16 protein-coding genes are annotated in these 15,276 nt (G+C 74.8%); 6 read left to right on the forward strand and 10 right to left on the reverse strand.

Translation table 11 applies throughout. The annotated features are described in order from the left end of the window. Positions 1–55: 55 nt before the first annotated feature. The 7 genes from OO47_RS09830 to OO47_RS09860 form a co-directional block, all read right to left on the reverse strand. Complete coding sequence (locus tag OO47_RS09830; RefSeq protein ID WP_030215779.1) at positions 56–1,237, reverse strand: ROK family transcriptional regulator; 1,182 nt, start codon at positions 1,235–1,237, stop codon at positions 56–58. Between the two features lie 181 nt (positions 1,238–1,418). Next, the gene (locus OO47_RS09835; protein WP_030215781.1) at positions 1,419–2,075 is read right to left on the reverse strand and encodes a class F sortase; all 657 of its coding nucleotides are present in this window, start codon (positions 2,073–2,075) and stop codon (positions 1,419–1,421) included. Positions 2,076–2,197: 122 nt separating this feature from the next. After that, positions 2,198–2,914, reverse strand: coding sequence for a hypothetical protein (locus OO47_RS37215; RefSeq protein WP_030215785.1), 717 nt, complete (start codon positions 2,912–2,914; stop codon positions 2,198–2,200). A gap of 198 nt (positions 2,915–3,112) precedes the next feature. Then, positions 3,113–4,075, reverse strand: coding sequence for a beta-ketoacyl-ACP synthase III (locus OO47_RS09845; protein WP_030215788.1), 963 nt, complete (start codon positions 4,073–4,075; stop codon positions 3,113–3,115). Positions 4,076–4,265: 190 nt separating this feature from the next. Continuing rightward, entirely contained in the window at positions 4,266–4,649 is a 384-nt protein-coding gene (locus tag OO47_RS09850) for a hypothetical protein (RefSeq protein ID WP_030215794.1), read from the reverse strand. Next, entirely contained in the window at positions 4,646–5,167 is a 522-nt protein-coding gene (locus OO47_RS09855; RefSeq protein ID WP_030215797.1) for an isochorismatase family protein, read from the reverse strand. Before OO47_RS09855 ends, OO47_RS09850 begins: the two co-directional genes overlap by 4 nt. A gap of 57 nt (positions 5,168–5,224) precedes the next feature. Next, positions 5,225–6,265 carry a bile acid:sodium symporter family protein gene (locus OO47_RS09860; protein WP_051716124.1) on the reverse strand — a complete coding sequence of 347 codons (1,041 nt, stop codon included), beginning with the start codon at positions 6,263–6,265 and terminating at the stop codon, positions 5,225–5,227. A gap of 234 nt (positions 6,266–6,499) precedes the next feature. Between OO47_RS09860 and OO47_RS09865 the strand changes: the two genes are divergently transcribed. The 4 genes from OO47_RS09865 (at position 6,500) to OO47_RS09880 (ending at position 11,093) form a co-directional block, all read left to right on the forward strand. Continuing rightward, positions 6,500–7,366 (forward strand): LysR substrate-binding domain-containing protein, encoded by an 867-nt coding sequence (locus OO47_RS09865; protein WP_030215804.1) that lies wholly within the window; start codon positions 6,500–6,502, stop codon positions 7,364–7,366. Positions 7,367–7,717: 351 nt separating this feature from the next. Beyond that, positions 7,718–9,541 carry an AMP-dependent synthetase/ligase gene (locus tag OO47_RS09870; RefSeq protein WP_030215806.1) on the forward strand — a complete coding sequence of 608 codons (1,824 nt, stop codon included), beginning with the start codon at positions 7,718–7,720 and terminating at the stop codon, positions 9,539–9,541. A 166-nt stretch (positions 9,542–9,707) separates the two neighbouring features. Continuing rightward, positions 9,708–10,502, forward strand: a complete 795-nt coding sequence (locus tag OO47_RS09875; RefSeq protein ID WP_051716125.1) for an aldo/keto reductase — start codon at positions 9,708–9,710, stop codon at positions 10,500–10,502. Positions 10,503–10,628: 126 nt separating this feature from the next. Further along, the gene (locus OO47_RS09880; RefSeq protein ID WP_030215810.1) at positions 10,629–11,093 is read left to right on the forward strand and encodes an RICIN domain-containing protein; all 465 of its coding nucleotides are present in this window, start codon (positions 10,629–10,631) and stop codon (positions 11,091–11,093) included. Positions 11,094–11,121: 28 nt separating this feature from the next. Here OO47_RS09880 and OO47_RS09885 read toward each other — a convergent pair whose 3' ends face one another. Continuing rightward, positions 11,122–12,054, reverse strand: coding sequence for an AraC family transcriptional regulator (locus OO47_RS09885; RefSeq protein ID WP_030215815.1), 933 nt, complete (start codon positions 12,052–12,054; stop codon positions 11,122–11,124). A 121-nt stretch (positions 12,055–12,175) separates the two neighbouring features. On the opposite strand from OO47_RS09885, the gene OO47_RS09890 reads away from it, so the two are divergent. After that, complete coding sequence (locus OO47_RS09890; RefSeq protein ID WP_030215817.1) at positions 12,176–13,102, forward strand: Rossmann-fold NAD(P)-binding domain-containing protein; 927 nt, start codon at positions 12,176–12,178, stop codon at positions 13,100–13,102. Positions 13,103–13,136: 34 nt separating this feature from the next. Here the strand turns inward: OO47_RS09890 and OO47_RS09895 are convergent, their stop codons facing one another. Both OO47_RS09895 and OO47_RS09900 read right to left on the reverse strand, forming a co-directional pair. After that, positions 13,137–13,871 carry a class I SAM-dependent methyltransferase gene (locus OO47_RS09895; protein ID WP_030215820.1) on the reverse strand — a complete coding sequence of 245 codons (735 nt, stop codon included), beginning with the start codon at positions 13,869–13,871 and terminating at the stop codon, positions 13,137–13,139. Between the two features lie 50 nt (positions 13,872–13,921). After that, positions 13,922–14,227: a 4a-hydroxytetrahydrobiopterin dehydratase gene (locus OO47_RS09900; RefSeq protein ID WP_030215823.1), complete on the reverse strand. Its 306-nt coding sequence runs from the start codon at positions 14,225–14,227 to the stop codon at positions 13,922–13,924. 103 nt (positions 14,228–14,330) lie between these two features. Between OO47_RS09900 and OO47_RS09905 the strand changes: the two genes are divergently transcribed. Next, positions 14,331–15,152, forward strand: a complete 822-nt coding sequence (locus tag OO47_RS09905) for a helix-turn-helix domain-containing protein (protein ID WP_030215825.1) — start codon at positions 14,331–14,333, stop codon at positions 15,150–15,152. Positions 15,153–15,276 lie beyond the last annotated feature (124 nt).

Genomic DNA, 15,276 nt, shown 5'->3' on the forward strand with positions numbered 1-15,276 from the left:
GTGGGGCGGGCGGGCGCCCTTCGTTGCGGCGTCGTGGCGGCGCGGGGCCCTGGTGTTATGCCGGGGAGAAGAGGTGGTCGCTGATGAGGCGGGCCGCGCCGGTCACGCCGGCGGTCTGGCCGAGTTCGCCGAGGACGATGGGGAGGTTGCCGGTGGCCAGGGGCAGGGACTGCCGGTAGACCTGGGTGCGGACACTAGCGAGGAGGTTGTGGCCGAGGCCGGTGACGCCGCCCCCGATCACCACCAGACCGGGGTTGAAGAAGCTGACGAGTCCGGCGATGACCTGCCCGACCCGCCGGCCGCCCTCGCGGATGAGGGCGAGCGAGGTGGCGTCGCCCGCGGCGGCGGCCGCCGCGACGTCGACGGCGGTGAGGCGCCCGGCCGCCGCGAGCCGGGCGGCCAGTTCCTCGGACCGGCCGTCGCGCGCCGCGTCCTCCGCGTCGCGGGCGAGGGCGGCGCCGCCGAAGTGGGCCTCCAGGCAGCCGTGGTTGCCGCAGGCGCAGGGGCGCCCGTCCGGCTCGACCCGGATGTGCCCGATGTCGCCGGCACTGCCCGTGGCCCCCCGGTGGACCCGGCCGCCGACGACGATGCCGCAGCCGATGCCGGTGCCGATCTTGACGCAGAGGAAGTCGTCGACGGAGCGGGCGACTCCGGCGTGCCGCTCCCCCATGGCCATGAGGTTCACGTCGTTGTCGACCATGACGGGACAGCCGAGTTCCTGGCTGAGCGCCTCCCGTACGGGGAAGCCGTCCCAGCCGGGCATGATCGGCGGCGCGACGGGGACGCCCTCGGGGAAGCGGACCGGTCCGGGGACGCCGACGCCGGCACCGTCGAAGCCCTCCGCGAGGCCCGTGGAGCGGAGCTTCGCCGCCATCGACAGGGCCTGTTCGAAGACGGCGACGGGCCCTTCGCGGACGTCCATGGGGTGGTTGAGGTGTCCCAGGACCTCCAACTCGGCGTTGGTGACGGCGACGTCGATCGAGGTGGCGCCGATGTCGATGCCGAGGAAGCGGAGCCCGGGCGCGAGGCGGACGTTGTGGGACCGGCGGCCGCCGCGGGAAGCGGCGAGTCCGTCGGCGACGACGAGCCCGGTCTCCAGGAGCCGGTCGACCTCGACGGCGAGCCTGGAGCGCGAGAGGTCGATCCGGTCGCCCAACTGGGCCCGGGAACTGGGGCCTTCGTCGCGCAGCAGCCGGAGGAGGCGTGCCTGGTGCCGGTTGGCGGGTCGTGCCGTCATGCGTCTCACGCGCTCCTCCCCTCTCCCCCGTGCTCTTCCGCACGCGGTGTCGCCGGGTTCTCCGTCGGCTTCCGGGGGAACGTAGCAGCGGCCCGGTGGGGTGGGAAGAAGTCGTGCGCGAATCCGTCCGACTTTTTCCCGAGACAGGACAAAGAGGGGGCGCACACGGGGAGGAGCGGGGTCAGCGGACCTCGGTCAGGCGGGCCGAGACCACCACGTTGCCCTCGTAGCCGCCCTCCTCCGTGTACGTGCCGCCGCAGGTGATCAGGCGCAGTTCGGGCCGGCCGGAGTCGGCGTAGACCCGCCGGGCGGGGAAGCCCTCCTTGGGGACGACCTCGACCCCGTACACCGTGAAGACGGCGGTCCGCCCGTCGCGGCGCGCGATCTCGACGCGGCTGCCCCGGTGCACGGCGCCGAGGCCGTAGAAGACTGCCGGGCCGGCCGGGGTGTCGACGTGGCCGACGACGACGGCGGTGCCGCGCTCGCCGGGGGTGACCGCACCGGTGAACCAGCCCGCGAGCCGGTCGTCCTCCGGCGGCGGGGCCTCGATCCAGCCGTCGGCGTCGAGTCCGACCGGCGTGACGGGCGCGTCGACGCGGGCGGCCGGGACGCGGACCCGGGACGGGGGCGAGGCGGGCAGCGGGGCGGGGGCGGACCCGGGGGCGAGGAGGGCCGCGTCGGCGCGGGCGGCGCCGGGGGCGGCCGCGGCGAGGGGCTGCGGCGGTCCGGCCGCCCGCAGCTCCTCCGTACCGCCGCGCACGAGGTGCACCCCCACGAGGAGGACGACGGCGACGGCGCCCCAGGCGCCGTGCCGTCCCGTGCTGTCCGCTCGCCCCACGTCCGTTCTCCTCCACGGCCACCGGGTGGCCGCGCGGTCTCGTGCTCGTATGGCGCCCCTCCGTCCCGGTCCTCGTCACACCGGGGCGGAGGGGCCGTTTCGGGTTCTCCCCGGCCCGGCCGTCAGAGACGGCCGTCGGCGGTGCGGCGGCGGGTCAGGACGACGGCGGAGCCGAGGGCGCCGACGATGAGCAGGACGCCCGTCACCACCTCGGCCGTGCCGAGCCCGTCGGCCTCCGTGCCGGAGGCGGCGGTTCCGTAACCCGCCTTCACGCCCTTCTGGGCGCCGGTGGGAGTGTCCGGCCGGGTGCCGGTGGCGTGCTCGCCGCCGATGCCGCCGGTGGTCCCGGTGTCCCCGGTTCCGGTGTCCCCGGTTCCGGTGTCCCCGATGCCGGCGGAGTGCTCCGTCTCCGGGACGTCGCCGGGGCCGACGGGGTGCTCCGTCTCCCCGAGGCCGCCGAGGTCGCCGGTGGCCTCGTGCTCCCGGGCACCGCCTTCGGTGACCGTCAGGCTGGTGGTGCCGCGTTCGCCCGCGCAGTCGAAGGTGATCTCGTACCGGGCGCCGGGCTCGGCGTCGGGGTCCACGGTCGCGGTGCCGGGGCGGCCCTCTTCGAGGGTCACGGCGTCGAACACACCGGAGGTCGCCGTCACGGACGGCACCTCGCAGCCCTCGGACGTGAGGGTGACGGTGCCGCCAGGGGCGACCGTCGCCGGGGTGGCGGAGAAGCCGAACGACGTGACGGCGCCCTCGTCCTCGGCCGCGAGGGCCGCCGGGCCCGCCGTCGTCACGGCGGCGGCGCCGAGCAGGGCGGCGGAGACGGCGACGCGTATCGCACGCATGGCGTTCCTCCGATCGCGCGAGGGCCCGGGCGGGGAGCGGTTCCGCCGCCGGAGGGGACGACCCTCACCGCGTTCGAAGCTAGGTCCGCACCCGGCGCGCCGCCACCGGGCTCCGCCGAACGGGGCACGGGCCCCGAGAGCCCCGGGGCAGCCGTCACGGCCGTGCGCCGGTGCCGTGCGCCCCGGCCGGAGGGTCCCCTACGGGACCCGGATCACCTGACCGGCGTACGAGAGGTTGCCGCCGAAGCCGAAGAGCAGGACCGGGGCGCCGGAGGGCAGCTCGCCGCGCTCGACCAGCTTGGCCAGGGCCAGCGGGATCGAGGCGGCGGAGGTGTTGCCGGAGTCGACGACGTCGCGGGCCACGACCGCGTTGACGGCGCCGATCTTCGTGGCGAGCGGCTCGATGATGCGCAGGTTGGCCTGGTGGAGGACCACGCCCGCGAGCTCCTCGGGAGTGACGCCGGAGCGCTCGCAGGCCTGGCGGGCGAGAGCGGGGAGCTGCTGGGTCGCCCAGCGGTAGACGCTCTGGCCCTCCTGGGCGAAGCGGGGCGGGGTGCCCTCGATGCGAACGGCGTGGCCCATCTCGGGGACCGAGCCCCACAGGACGGGGCCGATGCCCCCGGCGGCCCCGGCCTCGGCGTCCCCCTCCTCGACGGCCTCGACGATGGCGGCGCCCGCGCCGTCGCCGACGAGGACGCAGGTGGTGCGGTCCGTCCAGTCGGTCACGTCGGTCATCTTGTCGGCGCCGATCACCAGGACGCGGCGGGCCCCGCCGGCCCGGACGGCGTGGTCGGCGGTGGCCAGGGCGTGGGTGAAGCCGGCGCAGACCACGTTGAGGTCGAGGGTGGCGGGCGAGGTCATGCCGAGGCGGGCGGCGACGCGGGCGGCCGTGTTCGGGGAGCGGTCGATCGCGGTGGAGGTGGCGACGAGGACCATGTCGACGTCGTCGGGAACGAGGCCGGCGGCGGCCAGGGCCTTGCCGGCGGCGTGCGCGGCGAGCTCGTCCACGGGCTCGTCGGGGCCGGCGACGTGCCGGGTGCGGATGCCGACCCGGCTGGTGATCCACGCGTCGTCGGTGTCGACGAGTGCGGCGAGGTCGTGGTTGGTCAGCACCTTGGCGGGCTGGTAGTGCCCGAGCGCGGCAATGCGAGTGCCCGTCATGCTCAGGGTCCCCCTAGGTGGTTCGTTCGTCCGGCAGGACCACCCAGTCTCGCCAGCGACTGATGGGTAACCAGTGACGTAAACCACCAACATTCACCCGTACCGCTTGGCCGACCGCGACAAGGGCCGTGGGGGGCACGGGCGCCGTCCGGGTCCGTGCCCCGCGGGTTCCGCACGGGCCGTGCGGGGCTCAGTTCTTCGGCGGGTCGACCAGCTGGAGGGCCAGGGTCGCCGGGGGCGGGGCGATGCCGGGGCCGCCGGCCTCGGTCCAGGCGAGGATGTCGTCGAGGCAGTCGTCGTCCAGGGTGAACCCGACCCACGCGGCCCGTCCGCCGCGCCGCCGGCCCTCGGTGGAGGGCTGCACCACGACGATGTTGGCCTGGGCGCAGGGCCCGAGGCAGTCGCTGGTACGGACGAGCAGGCGGCCCCCGGAGGCCGCGGCGGCCGCGCGGAGCCGGGCGAGCTGGGCGTCGTGGTCGGTGCCCGGGTTCTTGCGGGCGTCGCCGCAGCAGCAGCCCCGGCAGACGACGAGGGAGCAGGGGCGGGCCCCGTACCGTATCGGTGGCGGGGTCACTCCGGGCCGTCCAGGGTGATCGCGGAGACGGGGGCGACCGTGCCGAGGCGGGGGAAGTCGAGGGTGACGGAGGCGCGGTGCTCGTCGGCGGTGAGGGCGGACATGGCGTCCTCGGCGAAGACGAGGCCGTAGCCGAGGTCGCAGGCGGCACGGGCGGTGGACTCGACGCCCAGGTTGGTGGCGACGCCGCCGAGGACGAGGGTGTCGGCGCCGAGGCCGGAGAGCAGCTCGTGGAGGCCGGTGTCCTGGAAGCCGCCGATGGTGCGCTTGACGACGACCGGGTCGCCGTCCCGGACGAGGTCGGGGACGAGTTCGCTGCCGGGCGGCTGGGTGGCGGTGTTCGGGCGCTCGACGCGGAGGTGGACGACGGGCGCTCCGGCGTCCCGGAAGGTGTCGGCGAGCCGGGCGGAGGCGGCGAGGACGTCGGCGCCGGGGCGGGGGGCGAGGGGCAGGGCGACGATGCGTTCCATCAGGTCGACGAGGACGAGGGCGGTGCGGCCGGGATCGAGTGCGGGCATGGGAGCACCGTAGCGGCCGTGATGATCGTCGAGGGGTGGCCGGGGGTGTGATCCGGCCTACGGCACCTTCTCCGCCGGGAGGGGGTGCGCGTGGGGTTCCGGGGCGGGCGGTTCGCCGTCGTGGGCGCGGCGCTTCGCGATGACCGCGCAGACCATGAGCTGCATCTGGTGGAAGAGCATCAGCGGGAGGACGGCGAGGGAGGCCTGGGCACCGAAGAGGACGCTGGCCATCGGGAGCCCGGCCGCCAGGCTCTTCTTGGAGCCGGCGAACTGGATCGCGATCCGGTCGGCCCGGTCGAAGCCGAGGCGCCCGGCCCCGTACCAGGTCGCCGTCAGCATCGCCGCGAGCAGGGCGGCCTCGACGGCGAGCAGCAGGCCGAGCCGGGCGGGGGTCACCAGGTGCCAGATGCCCGCGACCATGCCCTGGCTGAAAGCGGTGTAGACGACGAGCAGGATCGAGCCCCGGTCCACATGTCCCAGGACCTTCTTGTGGCGGACCAGGAGGCCGCCGACCCAGCGGCGCAGGAACTGGCCCGCGAGGAACGGCACGAGGAGCTGGAGGACGATCCGCAGGATGCCGTCGGCGGAGAGGCCGCCCGCGCCGCCGCCGAGGAGCAGCGCCGCGAGCAGCGGGGTCAGGACGATGCCGGCGAGCGAGGAGAACGAGCCGGCGCAGATCGCTGCGGGCACGTTGCCCCGGGCGATCGAGGTGAAGGCGATGGAGGACTGGATGGTGGAGGGCACCAGGCAGAGGAAGAGGAGCCCGCCGTAGAGCTGGGGCGTGAGCACGGCGGGGACGAGTCCGCGCGCGGCGAGGCCGAGGAGCGGGAAGAGCAGGAAGGTGCAGCCGAGGACGGTGAGGTGGAGCCGCCAGTGCCTCAGGCCGTCGAGCGCCTCGCGGGTGGAGAGCCGGGCCCCGTAGAGGAAAAAGAGGAGGGCCACGGCCCCGGTCGACGTCCCTTCCACGACGGTCGCGGCGGTCCCGGAGGCGGGCAGGAGCGCGGCGAGGACGACCGTGCCGAGCAGCGCCAGGACGTACGCGTCGACCGGGAGCCGGGAGAGGAGTCGGCGGGTTCGGCCGGTGGTGCGGGGGGTCATGGGCTCCACTGTCTGTGCGGTTCCGGGGGGGCGGGGGCCCGTGCGTGCGCTTCCGGGGTCTGTGCGGGCGCCTCCGGGTCCGTCCGGGCGTTTCCGGGGTCTGTGCGGGCGCCTTCGGGTCTGTCAGGGCGTTTCCGGGGGCGGGCGTCCGGGTCCATCCTGCTCCACGGCCCGGTGATCGGGAATCTCGTACAGTGCTCTGACTGTCATCACGTACCGCGATAACCTCGTGCCGTGTACGAGCCGACCCAGCTGCGCACCTTCCTCGCCGTGGCCCAGACGCTGAGCTTCACGCGGGCCGCGGACCGGCTCGGGCTGCGCCAGTCGACCGTCAGCCAGCACGTGCGGCGCCTGGAGGAGGCGACCGGCCGGGCGCTCTTCAGCCGGGACACGCACCGCGTGGAGCTGACCGAGGACGGCGAGGCGATGCTCGGCTTCGCGCGGACGATCCTCCAGGCGCACGAGCGGGCGGCGGCGTTCTTCGGCGGGACGCGACTGCGCGGGCGGCTGCGGTTCGGGGCGTCGGAGGACTTCGTGACGACCCGGCTGCCGGAGATCCTGGAGTCCTTCCGGCGCGAGCACCCCGAGGTCGACCTGGAGCTGACGGTCGAGCTCTCGGGGACGCTCCAGGCCCGGCTCGCGGCGGGTCGGCTCGATCTGATCCTGGCCAAGCGGCGGGGCACCGAGAGCGGGGGCCGGCTCGTCTGGGAGGACTCCCTGATCTGGATCGGGGCGCCGGGGCTGCGGGTCGAGCCGGACAGGCCGGTGCCGCTCATCCTGTACCCGCCGCCGGGGATCACCCGGGCGCGGGCCCTGGAGGCGTTGGAGGCGCAGGGGCGGGCGTGGCGGATCGCCTGTACGAGTTCCAGCCTGAGTGCGAACGTGGCGGCGGCCCGCGCGGGGCTCGGGGTGATGGCGCACACCCGGGGCCTGGTGCCGCCGGGGCTCGTGCCCGTACCGGCCCGGGCGGGACTGCCGGACCTGGGCGAGGTGGGCTTCGTGCTGCGGCGGGGGCGCCGGGGCGGGGAGGCGCAGGAGGCGGCCGACGCGCTGGCGGAGGCGATCCTGGCGGGCGGCGACCGGCTGCACCGCCCGCGCTGACGGAGCGGCCCCCGGCTCCCGGCATCCCGACCGACGGAGCGGCTCGGCACCGGCGCCCCCGCCGACGGAGCCGCCGGTTCCGCACGGGCGGGCCCGCGTGCGGGGTCCGCCGTGAGCGGCCCGTACAGATTCCGTGGAGATTCGCGCCCGGCGGACGTACCGCTCGGTACGCAATCCCCCCGCCGCGCCCCCGACTTGGCTCCCCCACCCATTCTGACCTGTGCGAACGGTGAATGTCCCGGCTTGGTGAAGGTCCTCCCGCCGGGCAGTCGGGTGGGGTACCGTCACCCGCGCCGTACGGAGAGCGACCAACGGGCTTTTCCAGCCATCGAGCCGTCGAGGAGCAGGTCAGTGCGCGAGTTCACCGTGCCGCCCGTCGAGGCGGCGCCTCAGGTCGGCGGTCTGGCGGACGCCGTGTTCGCGCACGCCCTGGCCGACCCGGACCGGATCGCTTTCGGCCGCAAGGGCCCGGACGGGAAGTGGCGGGACGTGACGGCCGCCCGGTTCCGGGACGAGGTCCTGGGCCTCGCGAAGGGGCTGGTCGCGGAGGGGGTGCGGTTCGGCGACCGGGTCGCGATCATGGCCCGCACCCGGTACGAGTGGACGCTCTTCGACTTCGCCCTGTGGACGCTGGGCGCGCAGCCCGTGCCGGTCTATCCGACCTCCTCCGCCGACCAGGTCCTCTGGATGCTGCACGACGCCGAGGTGACGGCGTGCGTGGTGGAGCACGAGGACCACGCCATGACGATCGGCTCGGTGATCGACCGGCTGCCCCTGCTGCGGCGCCTGTGGCAGCTGGACGCGGGCGCGGTGGAGGAGGTGACGGCGGCGGGGGCAGGCATCGGCGAGGAGGTCGTGCACCGGCACCGGCGGGCGGTGACCCCCGAGACGGTGGCGACGGTCATCTACACGTCGGGGACGACCGGACGGCCCAAGGGCTGTGTGATCACCCACTCCCACCTGATGTTCGAGACGGACATGGTGACGGGCCGCTGGGAGCCGGTCTTCCGCTCCCGCCCCGGGGAGCCGGCCTCGACGCTGCTGTTCCTGCCGCTGGCGCACGTCTTCGGGCGGATGGTGGAGGTGGCGGCGGTCCGGGGCGGGGTGAAGCTGGGGCACCAGCCCGTGATGGCGGCGGCCGAGCTGCTTCCCGACCTGGCGGCCTTCCGGCCGAGCTTCGTCCTGGCGGTGCCGTACGTCTTCGAGAAGGTCTTCCACGCGGCCCGGCGCCGGGCGGAGGCCGAGGGGAAGGCGGGCCCCTTCGACAAGGCCGTGGAGGTGGCGGTGGCGTACGCGGAGGCGCTGGAGCAGAAGGCGTTCGGACGCGGGCCGGGGCCGTCGGCGGCGCTGCGGGTGCAGCACCAGTTCTTCGAGAAGACGGTGTACGGGAAGGTGCGCGGGGCCCTGGGCGGGCGGGTCCGGCACGCCATGTCGGGCGGTTCGGCGATGGACCGCAGGCTGGGCCTCTTCTTCGCGGGGGCGGGGGTCACGGTCTTCGAGGGGTACGGGCTCACCGAGTCCTCGGCGGCCGCCACGGCGAACCCGCCGGAGCGGATCAAGTACGGCACGGTCGGGCAGCCGGTGCCGGGCACGACGGTGCACGTCGCGGAGGACGGGGAGGTGTGGCTGCACGGCGGCCAGGTCTTCTCCGGCTACCTCAACGACCCCGAGGCGACCGCCGCCGTCCTCAGCGACGGCTGGCTGGCCACCGGGGACATCGGCAGCCTCGACGAGGACGGCTATCTGACGATCACCGGGCGGAAGAAGGAGATCCTGGTGACCTCGGGCGGCAAGAGCGTCTCCCCCGGGGCCCTGGAGGAGCGGGTGCGGGCGCATCCGCTGATCGCCCAGTGCATCGTCGTCGGCAACGACCGGCCGTACGTCGCCGCCCTGGTGACGCTCGACCAGGAGGCGGTGGAGCACTGGCTCGCGATCCAGGGGCGGCCGCCGCTCGCCCCGGCCGAGCTGGTGCGCGACCCGGCCCTGGAGACGGAGATCCGGCGGGGCGTGGTCGCGGCGAACACGCTGGTCTCGCAGGCCGAGTCGATCCGCACCTTCCGCATCCTGGCGCACCCCTTCAGCGAGGAGCACGGGCTGCTCACCCCGTCCCTGAAGCTGAAGCGGAGGGCGATCGAGCGGGCGTACGCGACCGAGGTCGCGGCGCTGTACGGCTGACGCGGGGGCACGGGGCCGGAGAACCGGAACGCCCGTCGTGGAATGCGGGGCGGCCCGTGATCGTTGACGCTGGGAGTACCCCCGTACGACCACACGACGTAAGGATCTCCCTCACGTGAGCACGGACAGCAAGGTTCCCCAGGTCACCCTGAACAACGGCGTGCAGATGCCGCAGCTCGGCTTCGGCGTCTGGCAGGTGCCGGACGACGAGGCGGAGAAGGCCGTGGCGACCGCCCTGGAGGCCGGCTACCGCTCGATCGACACCGCCGCGATCTACGAGAACGAGAAGGGCACGGGGCGTGCCGTCGCCGCGTCCGGGATCGCCCGCGAGGACCTGTTTGTCACCACCAAGCTGTGGAACAGCGAGCAGGGCTACGACACGACGCTGCGCGCCTTCGACGCCTCCCTCGACAAGCTGGGCCTCGATCACGTCGACCTGTACCTGATCCACTGGCCGGTCCCGGCGAAGGACGCGTACGTCGACACGTACCGGGCGTTCGAGAAGATCCTCGCGGACGGGCGCGCGAAGGCGATCGGCGTCTCGAACTTCCTCCCGGAGCACCTGGAGCGGCTGATCGGCGAGACGTCGGTCGTGCCCGCCGTCAACCAGATCGAGCTGCACCCGCAGCTCTCCCAGCAGGCCTCGCGCGAGGCGCACGCCCGGTACGGCATCGCGACCGAGGCGTGGTCGCCGCTCGGCCAGGGCAAGGGGCTCCTGGAGGTCCCGGCGATCGTCGCGATCGCGCAGAAGCACGGCCGGACCCCGGCCCAGGTGGTGCTGCGCTGGCACCTCCAGCTGGGGAACGTGGTGATCCCGAAGTCGGTCACCCCCTCGCGGATCGCCGAGAACATCGACGTCTTCGGCTTCGAGCTGGACGACGAGGACCTGGCCGGGATCGCCGCCCTCGACGAGGGCCGGCGCCTCGGCCCGGACCCGGCGGAGTTCAGCGTCGGGGCCTGACCCCGCGCGGGGCGCCGACGGGCGCCGGAGCCGTTCCGACGGCTCCGGCGCCCGTTGTCGTACCCCGGGCATAGGGTCGGTGACGGCCGGTGGGGCCAGTCGGGCGGAGCGTGAGGAGTCGGTACGGTGAGCGGTGCGCCGGGGCCCGTGGAGGAGGGCGTCTACCGGGTGCGGAACGTGGCCAGCGGGCTGCTCCTGGAGGTGTACGAGGGGTCCTCGCGCGCCGGGGCGAAGGTGCAGCAGGGCACCGAGAGCGGAACTCCCGGGCAGCACTGGCACATCGCGCCCGTGCCGAACGGCGGCGGGCTCTACCACCTGGTCAACGCGGCCAGCGGCAAACGGCTCGACGTCGCGAACGCGTCCACGGAGAACGGCGCGCGCATCCAGCAGTGGCGGGCGAACAACTTCGGCGCGCAGGAGTGGATCATCGAGCAGGACCTCCAGTCGCCGGGCACCGTGGCCCTGGTGAGCTTCGTCAGCGGCCTGTTCCTGGAGGTCGCGGACGGCTCGGAGGAGGACGGCGGGGACGTACGGCAGTGGGAGGACACCGACTCCCCGTTCCAGTGGTGGCGGTTGGAGCCGGTGTCCTGAGCCGCGCGGTCCCGGAGTGCCCGGCGCTTCACGCCCCGGCGCGGTGCTCCTGCGGGCTGAGGCCCCGTACCCGCTTGAAGGCGGCGCTCAGGGCGAACGCGCCGCTGTAGCCGACCTGTCGGGCGACGGACTCGACGGTGGCGTCCGTCCCGCGCAGCAGATCGGCGGCGAGCGCGAGCCGCCAGCCGGTGAGGTACGCCATCGGGGGCTCCCCGACGAGGGCGGTGAACCGGCGGGCGAGCGCGGCCCGCGACGCGCCCGTCTTCGCGGCGAGCGAGGCGACGGTCCAGGGGTGGGCGGGGTCGTTCTGGAGCAGCCGGAGCGCCCGGCCGACCACCGGGTCGCCCATCGCCCGGTACCAGGCGGGGGCTTCGGCGCCGGGGCGGGAGAACCAGGCGCGGACGGCGGAGATGAGCAGCAGGTCGAGCACCCGGTCGAGGACGGCGCTCTGGCCCGGCTCGTCGCGGGAGACCTCCTCTTCGAGGAAGGGCATGAGGGGGCAGTGCCACGTGTCGGCGGGCAGGTGGAGGAGGCCGGGCAGGGCGTCGAGGAGCCGGCGGCCGACCTCGCCGTCCATCCGGTAGGTGCCGACGAGCACGGTGGCGGTGCCGTCGGGGGCGTTCCCCCAGGTGCGGACGCCGAGCCGCATGCTCTGGTCGAGCGGTTCCCCGTCGAGGCTGGTGCACTCGCCCCCGGGCCCGGCCAGGGCGTGGGGCGGGGTGCCGGGGGCGTCGGCGACGGTGTACGGCTCGGGCCCCCGGACGACGGCGATGTCCCCGGGCTTCAGCAGGACGGGCGCGCCGGTCCCGGGGACGACCCAGGCCTCGCCGCCGGTGACGCACATCAGGCAGAGCGGGGCGCCGTCCTCGACGCGCACGGACCACGGCGGCTCCATGATCATGCGGAGCAGGAAGGCGCCCTTGGCGCGGGGCCCGTCGAGGAGTCCGGCGAGTGCGTCCATGGTCCGCAAGCCTAGGGCGAGTCCGACGGATCGGGCCCCGCGCGGACGCGTGAGACGCACGCGTAGGGACGTGAGACTGCGCGGCATGGGCCCGGGGGCCGCCGGGCGGGAGCCTTGGGGCATGACGACGCAGACGCAGAACACGCAGAACACGCAGAACACGCAGGCACAGAACAGGCAGAGCACGCGGGCGGGGAACGCACCGGCAGGGAAGACGCGGACGGTTCTGGTGACGAGCGCGTCCGGCAAGACCGGGCGGCGCGTGGCCGAGCGGCTCGCGGCGCGCGGGGTGACGGTCCGCGCCGGGTCCCGTACCGGCACGACCCGCTTCGACTGGGAGGACCGGGCGACCTGGGGCCCGGCGCTGCGGGGCGCGGACGCCGCGTACGTGGCCTACTACCCCGACCTGGCCGCTCCCGGCGCGGTCGGGGCGATGGAGGCGTTCGGCCGGCTGGCCGCGGAGAACGGGGTGCGGCGGATCACGCTGCTCTCGGGGCGCGGGGAGCCCATGGCCCTGGCGGCGGAGGAGGCCCTCCGGACGGCGGCCGCCGGGTCCGGGGAGGGGCCGGGTGCCGAACTCACCCTCGTACGGGCCTCGTTCTTCGCGCAGAACTTCTCCGAGGGGCTGCTCGCGGAAGGGGTCGCGGAGGGCGCGGTCGTCTTCCCGGCCGGGGACACGGCCGAGCCGTTCATCGACGTGGACGACCTGGCGGACGTCGTCGTGGAGACCCTGACGGCGGACGGCCACGCGGGCCTGGTGCACGAGGTGACCGGGCCGCGCCCGCTGGGCTTCGCGGAGGTGGCGGCGGAGATCGCCCGCGCCTCGGGCCGCCCGGTGGTCTACGAGCCGGTGTCGGAGGCCGCGTACGCGGAACTCCTCACCGGCTTCGGGCTCCCGGCCGACGAGGCGGCCTGGCTCGCGGCCCTGTTCGCGACGCTCCTCGACGGCCACAACTCCTCGGTCACGGACGGGGTGAAGCGGGTCCTGGGCCGTGAGCCGCGCTCCTTCGCCGCGTTCGCGTCGGAGACGTGGGGCGGGGAGGCCTGAGGAAAGGGGGAGGCCTGAGGAGAGGGGGCGCGCGTCAGCCCCGGCCGACGAAGGAGGCCAGTCGGTAGCGGGGGTCGGGGCGGCGCCGGTCCTGGTCCGGCAGGGTGGCCAGGGCGGCGGCGAGCGTGTCGACGGTGGCCGGGTCGCCGTGGAACCAGGAGGCGAAGTAGCCCGCGCGCAGCTTCCGTACGGTGTCGCGCGGGGTGCGGCCCTGGCCGTGCCCGGTGAAGCGGGTGTCGGCGGCGGGAACGAGGCCGTGGGCGGCGGCGTACCGGGTGATCAGGTCGGAACGGTCGGAGGCCGCCCCGGCCCGGCGGTGGGGGCGCAGGAGCGCGTCGACGTCGCTGCCGACGTCGTGGGCGGCGTCCTTGTCGACGGTGGCGATCAGGACCCCGCCGGGCCGCAGAACGCGGGCGGCCTCCGCCACGACGTCCGCGGCGAAGGGGACGAGGTGGAGCAGCCAGACGGCGCAGACCGCGTCGAGGGAGGCGTCGGGCAGCGGAAGGCGCCGGGCGTCGGCGCGCACGGCCCGTCCCGGCACCCGTCCGGCGGCGACCCGCAGCATCGCGTGCGCGGCGTCGGCTCCGTACGCGCGCAGGCCGGGGCGGACGAGCCGTTTGGTGACGAGGCCGGTGCCGCAGGCCAGGTCGAGCAGGGTGCGGGCGCCGGGCGGCACGAGCCGCAGGACGGCCTCGGCCGCCGCCTCGGCCCGGGGCACACCTCCCCGGGTCCGGTCGTAGTGCGCTGCCTCGGCCTCGTAGTCGAGCACGGTCTCCGCCACGGCGGCGATCCTACGGATCCCGCCGGACCGGCGGAGGGTCAGCGGGCGCCGTGGCCGGGGGCGATCCGCTGGACGCGCTCGGCGAGTTCGAAGTCCTTCTCCGTGAGGGCGCCGCCCGCGGAGTGGGTGTGCACGGAGAGGGCGACGGAGTCGTAGCCGAGGGTCAGGTCGGAGTGGTGGTTCAGCTCCTGCTGGATCTGGGCCACGTGGACGACGAGGGCGGTCGCCGCGAAGTGGTCGCCGAGCCGGTAGGCGCGGGTGAGGCGGTCGTCCTCGACGGACCAGCCGGGGAGTTCCCTCAGCCGGTCCTCGATCTCCTTCTGGGACAGCGGTTCCGTGGGCACGGCGGTGCTCCCTCCGGTGGGGTGGCGCGGGTGGCGGGCGGTGCGGGTGCGCGGGGTTCCCGGGAAAGGTACCCGGGCTCCCCCTCTGGGATACCGTCTGGCCATGACGACTGTCGTGAGCGACACGGGAGTGGGGCCGCTGCTGCGCGGGTGGCGGGAGCGGCGCCGGTTGAGCCAGTTGGAGCTGGCGCTGCGCGCGGGCTCCTCGGCGCGGCACGTCTCGTTCGTGGAGACGGGCCGCTCCCGGCCGAGCGAGGAGATGGTCCTGCGGCTCGCCGAGCACCTGGAGGTGCCGGTGCGGGAGCGCAACGCGCTGCTGCTCGCGGCCGGTTACGCCCCCCGGTACGCGGAGACACCGCTCGACGCCCCGCGCCTGGAGGCGCTCCGGGAGGGCGTCGAGCGGCTGCTGCGGGGGTACGAGCCGTACCCGGCGCTCGTGGTGGACGGCTCGTACACGGTGGTGGCGGCCAACCGGGGCATCGGGCTGCTGCTCGACGGGCTGCCCGAGCACCTGCTGACCCCGCCGCTGAACACGATGCGGATCGCCCTGCACCCGGAGGGCCTGGCGCCCCGCATCCGGAACCTGCGGGAATGGCGGGGCCATCTTCTGGCCCAGATGGAGCGTCAGATCGCCCTGGCACGCTCGGAGTCGCTGCGGGAGCTGTACGAGGAGGTGGCGGCGTACCCGCTGCCCGCCGGCGCGGAGGGCGAACCGGAGGAGGCGGAGCCGTATCCGTACTTCGCGCTGCCGCTGCGGATCGAGCACGACGGGCGGGTGCTGTCGTTCGTGTCGTCGATCTCGACGTTCAACACCCCGATGGACGTGACGGTCGCCGAGCTGGCCATCGAGACGCTGATCCCGGCCGACCCGGAGACGGCCGCGTACCTGCGGTCGCTCGCGGAGGAGGCTCCTCCTGGGGCCTGACCGGCGGATCAGGGCCGGACAGGCCCTAGGCAGTGTCTTCAAATGATCACCGCTGGTGGATCATGGTGTTGTGATACGTCGCCATGAACTGTCGGACGCCGAGTGGGAGTTCGTCCGGCCGCTG

The sequence above is a fragment of the Streptomyces bikiniensis genome (assembly GCF_000716625.1).
Taxonomy (GTDB): domain Bacteria; phylum Actinomycetota; class Actinomycetes; order Streptomycetales; family Streptomycetaceae; genus Streptomyces; species Streptomyces bikiniensis.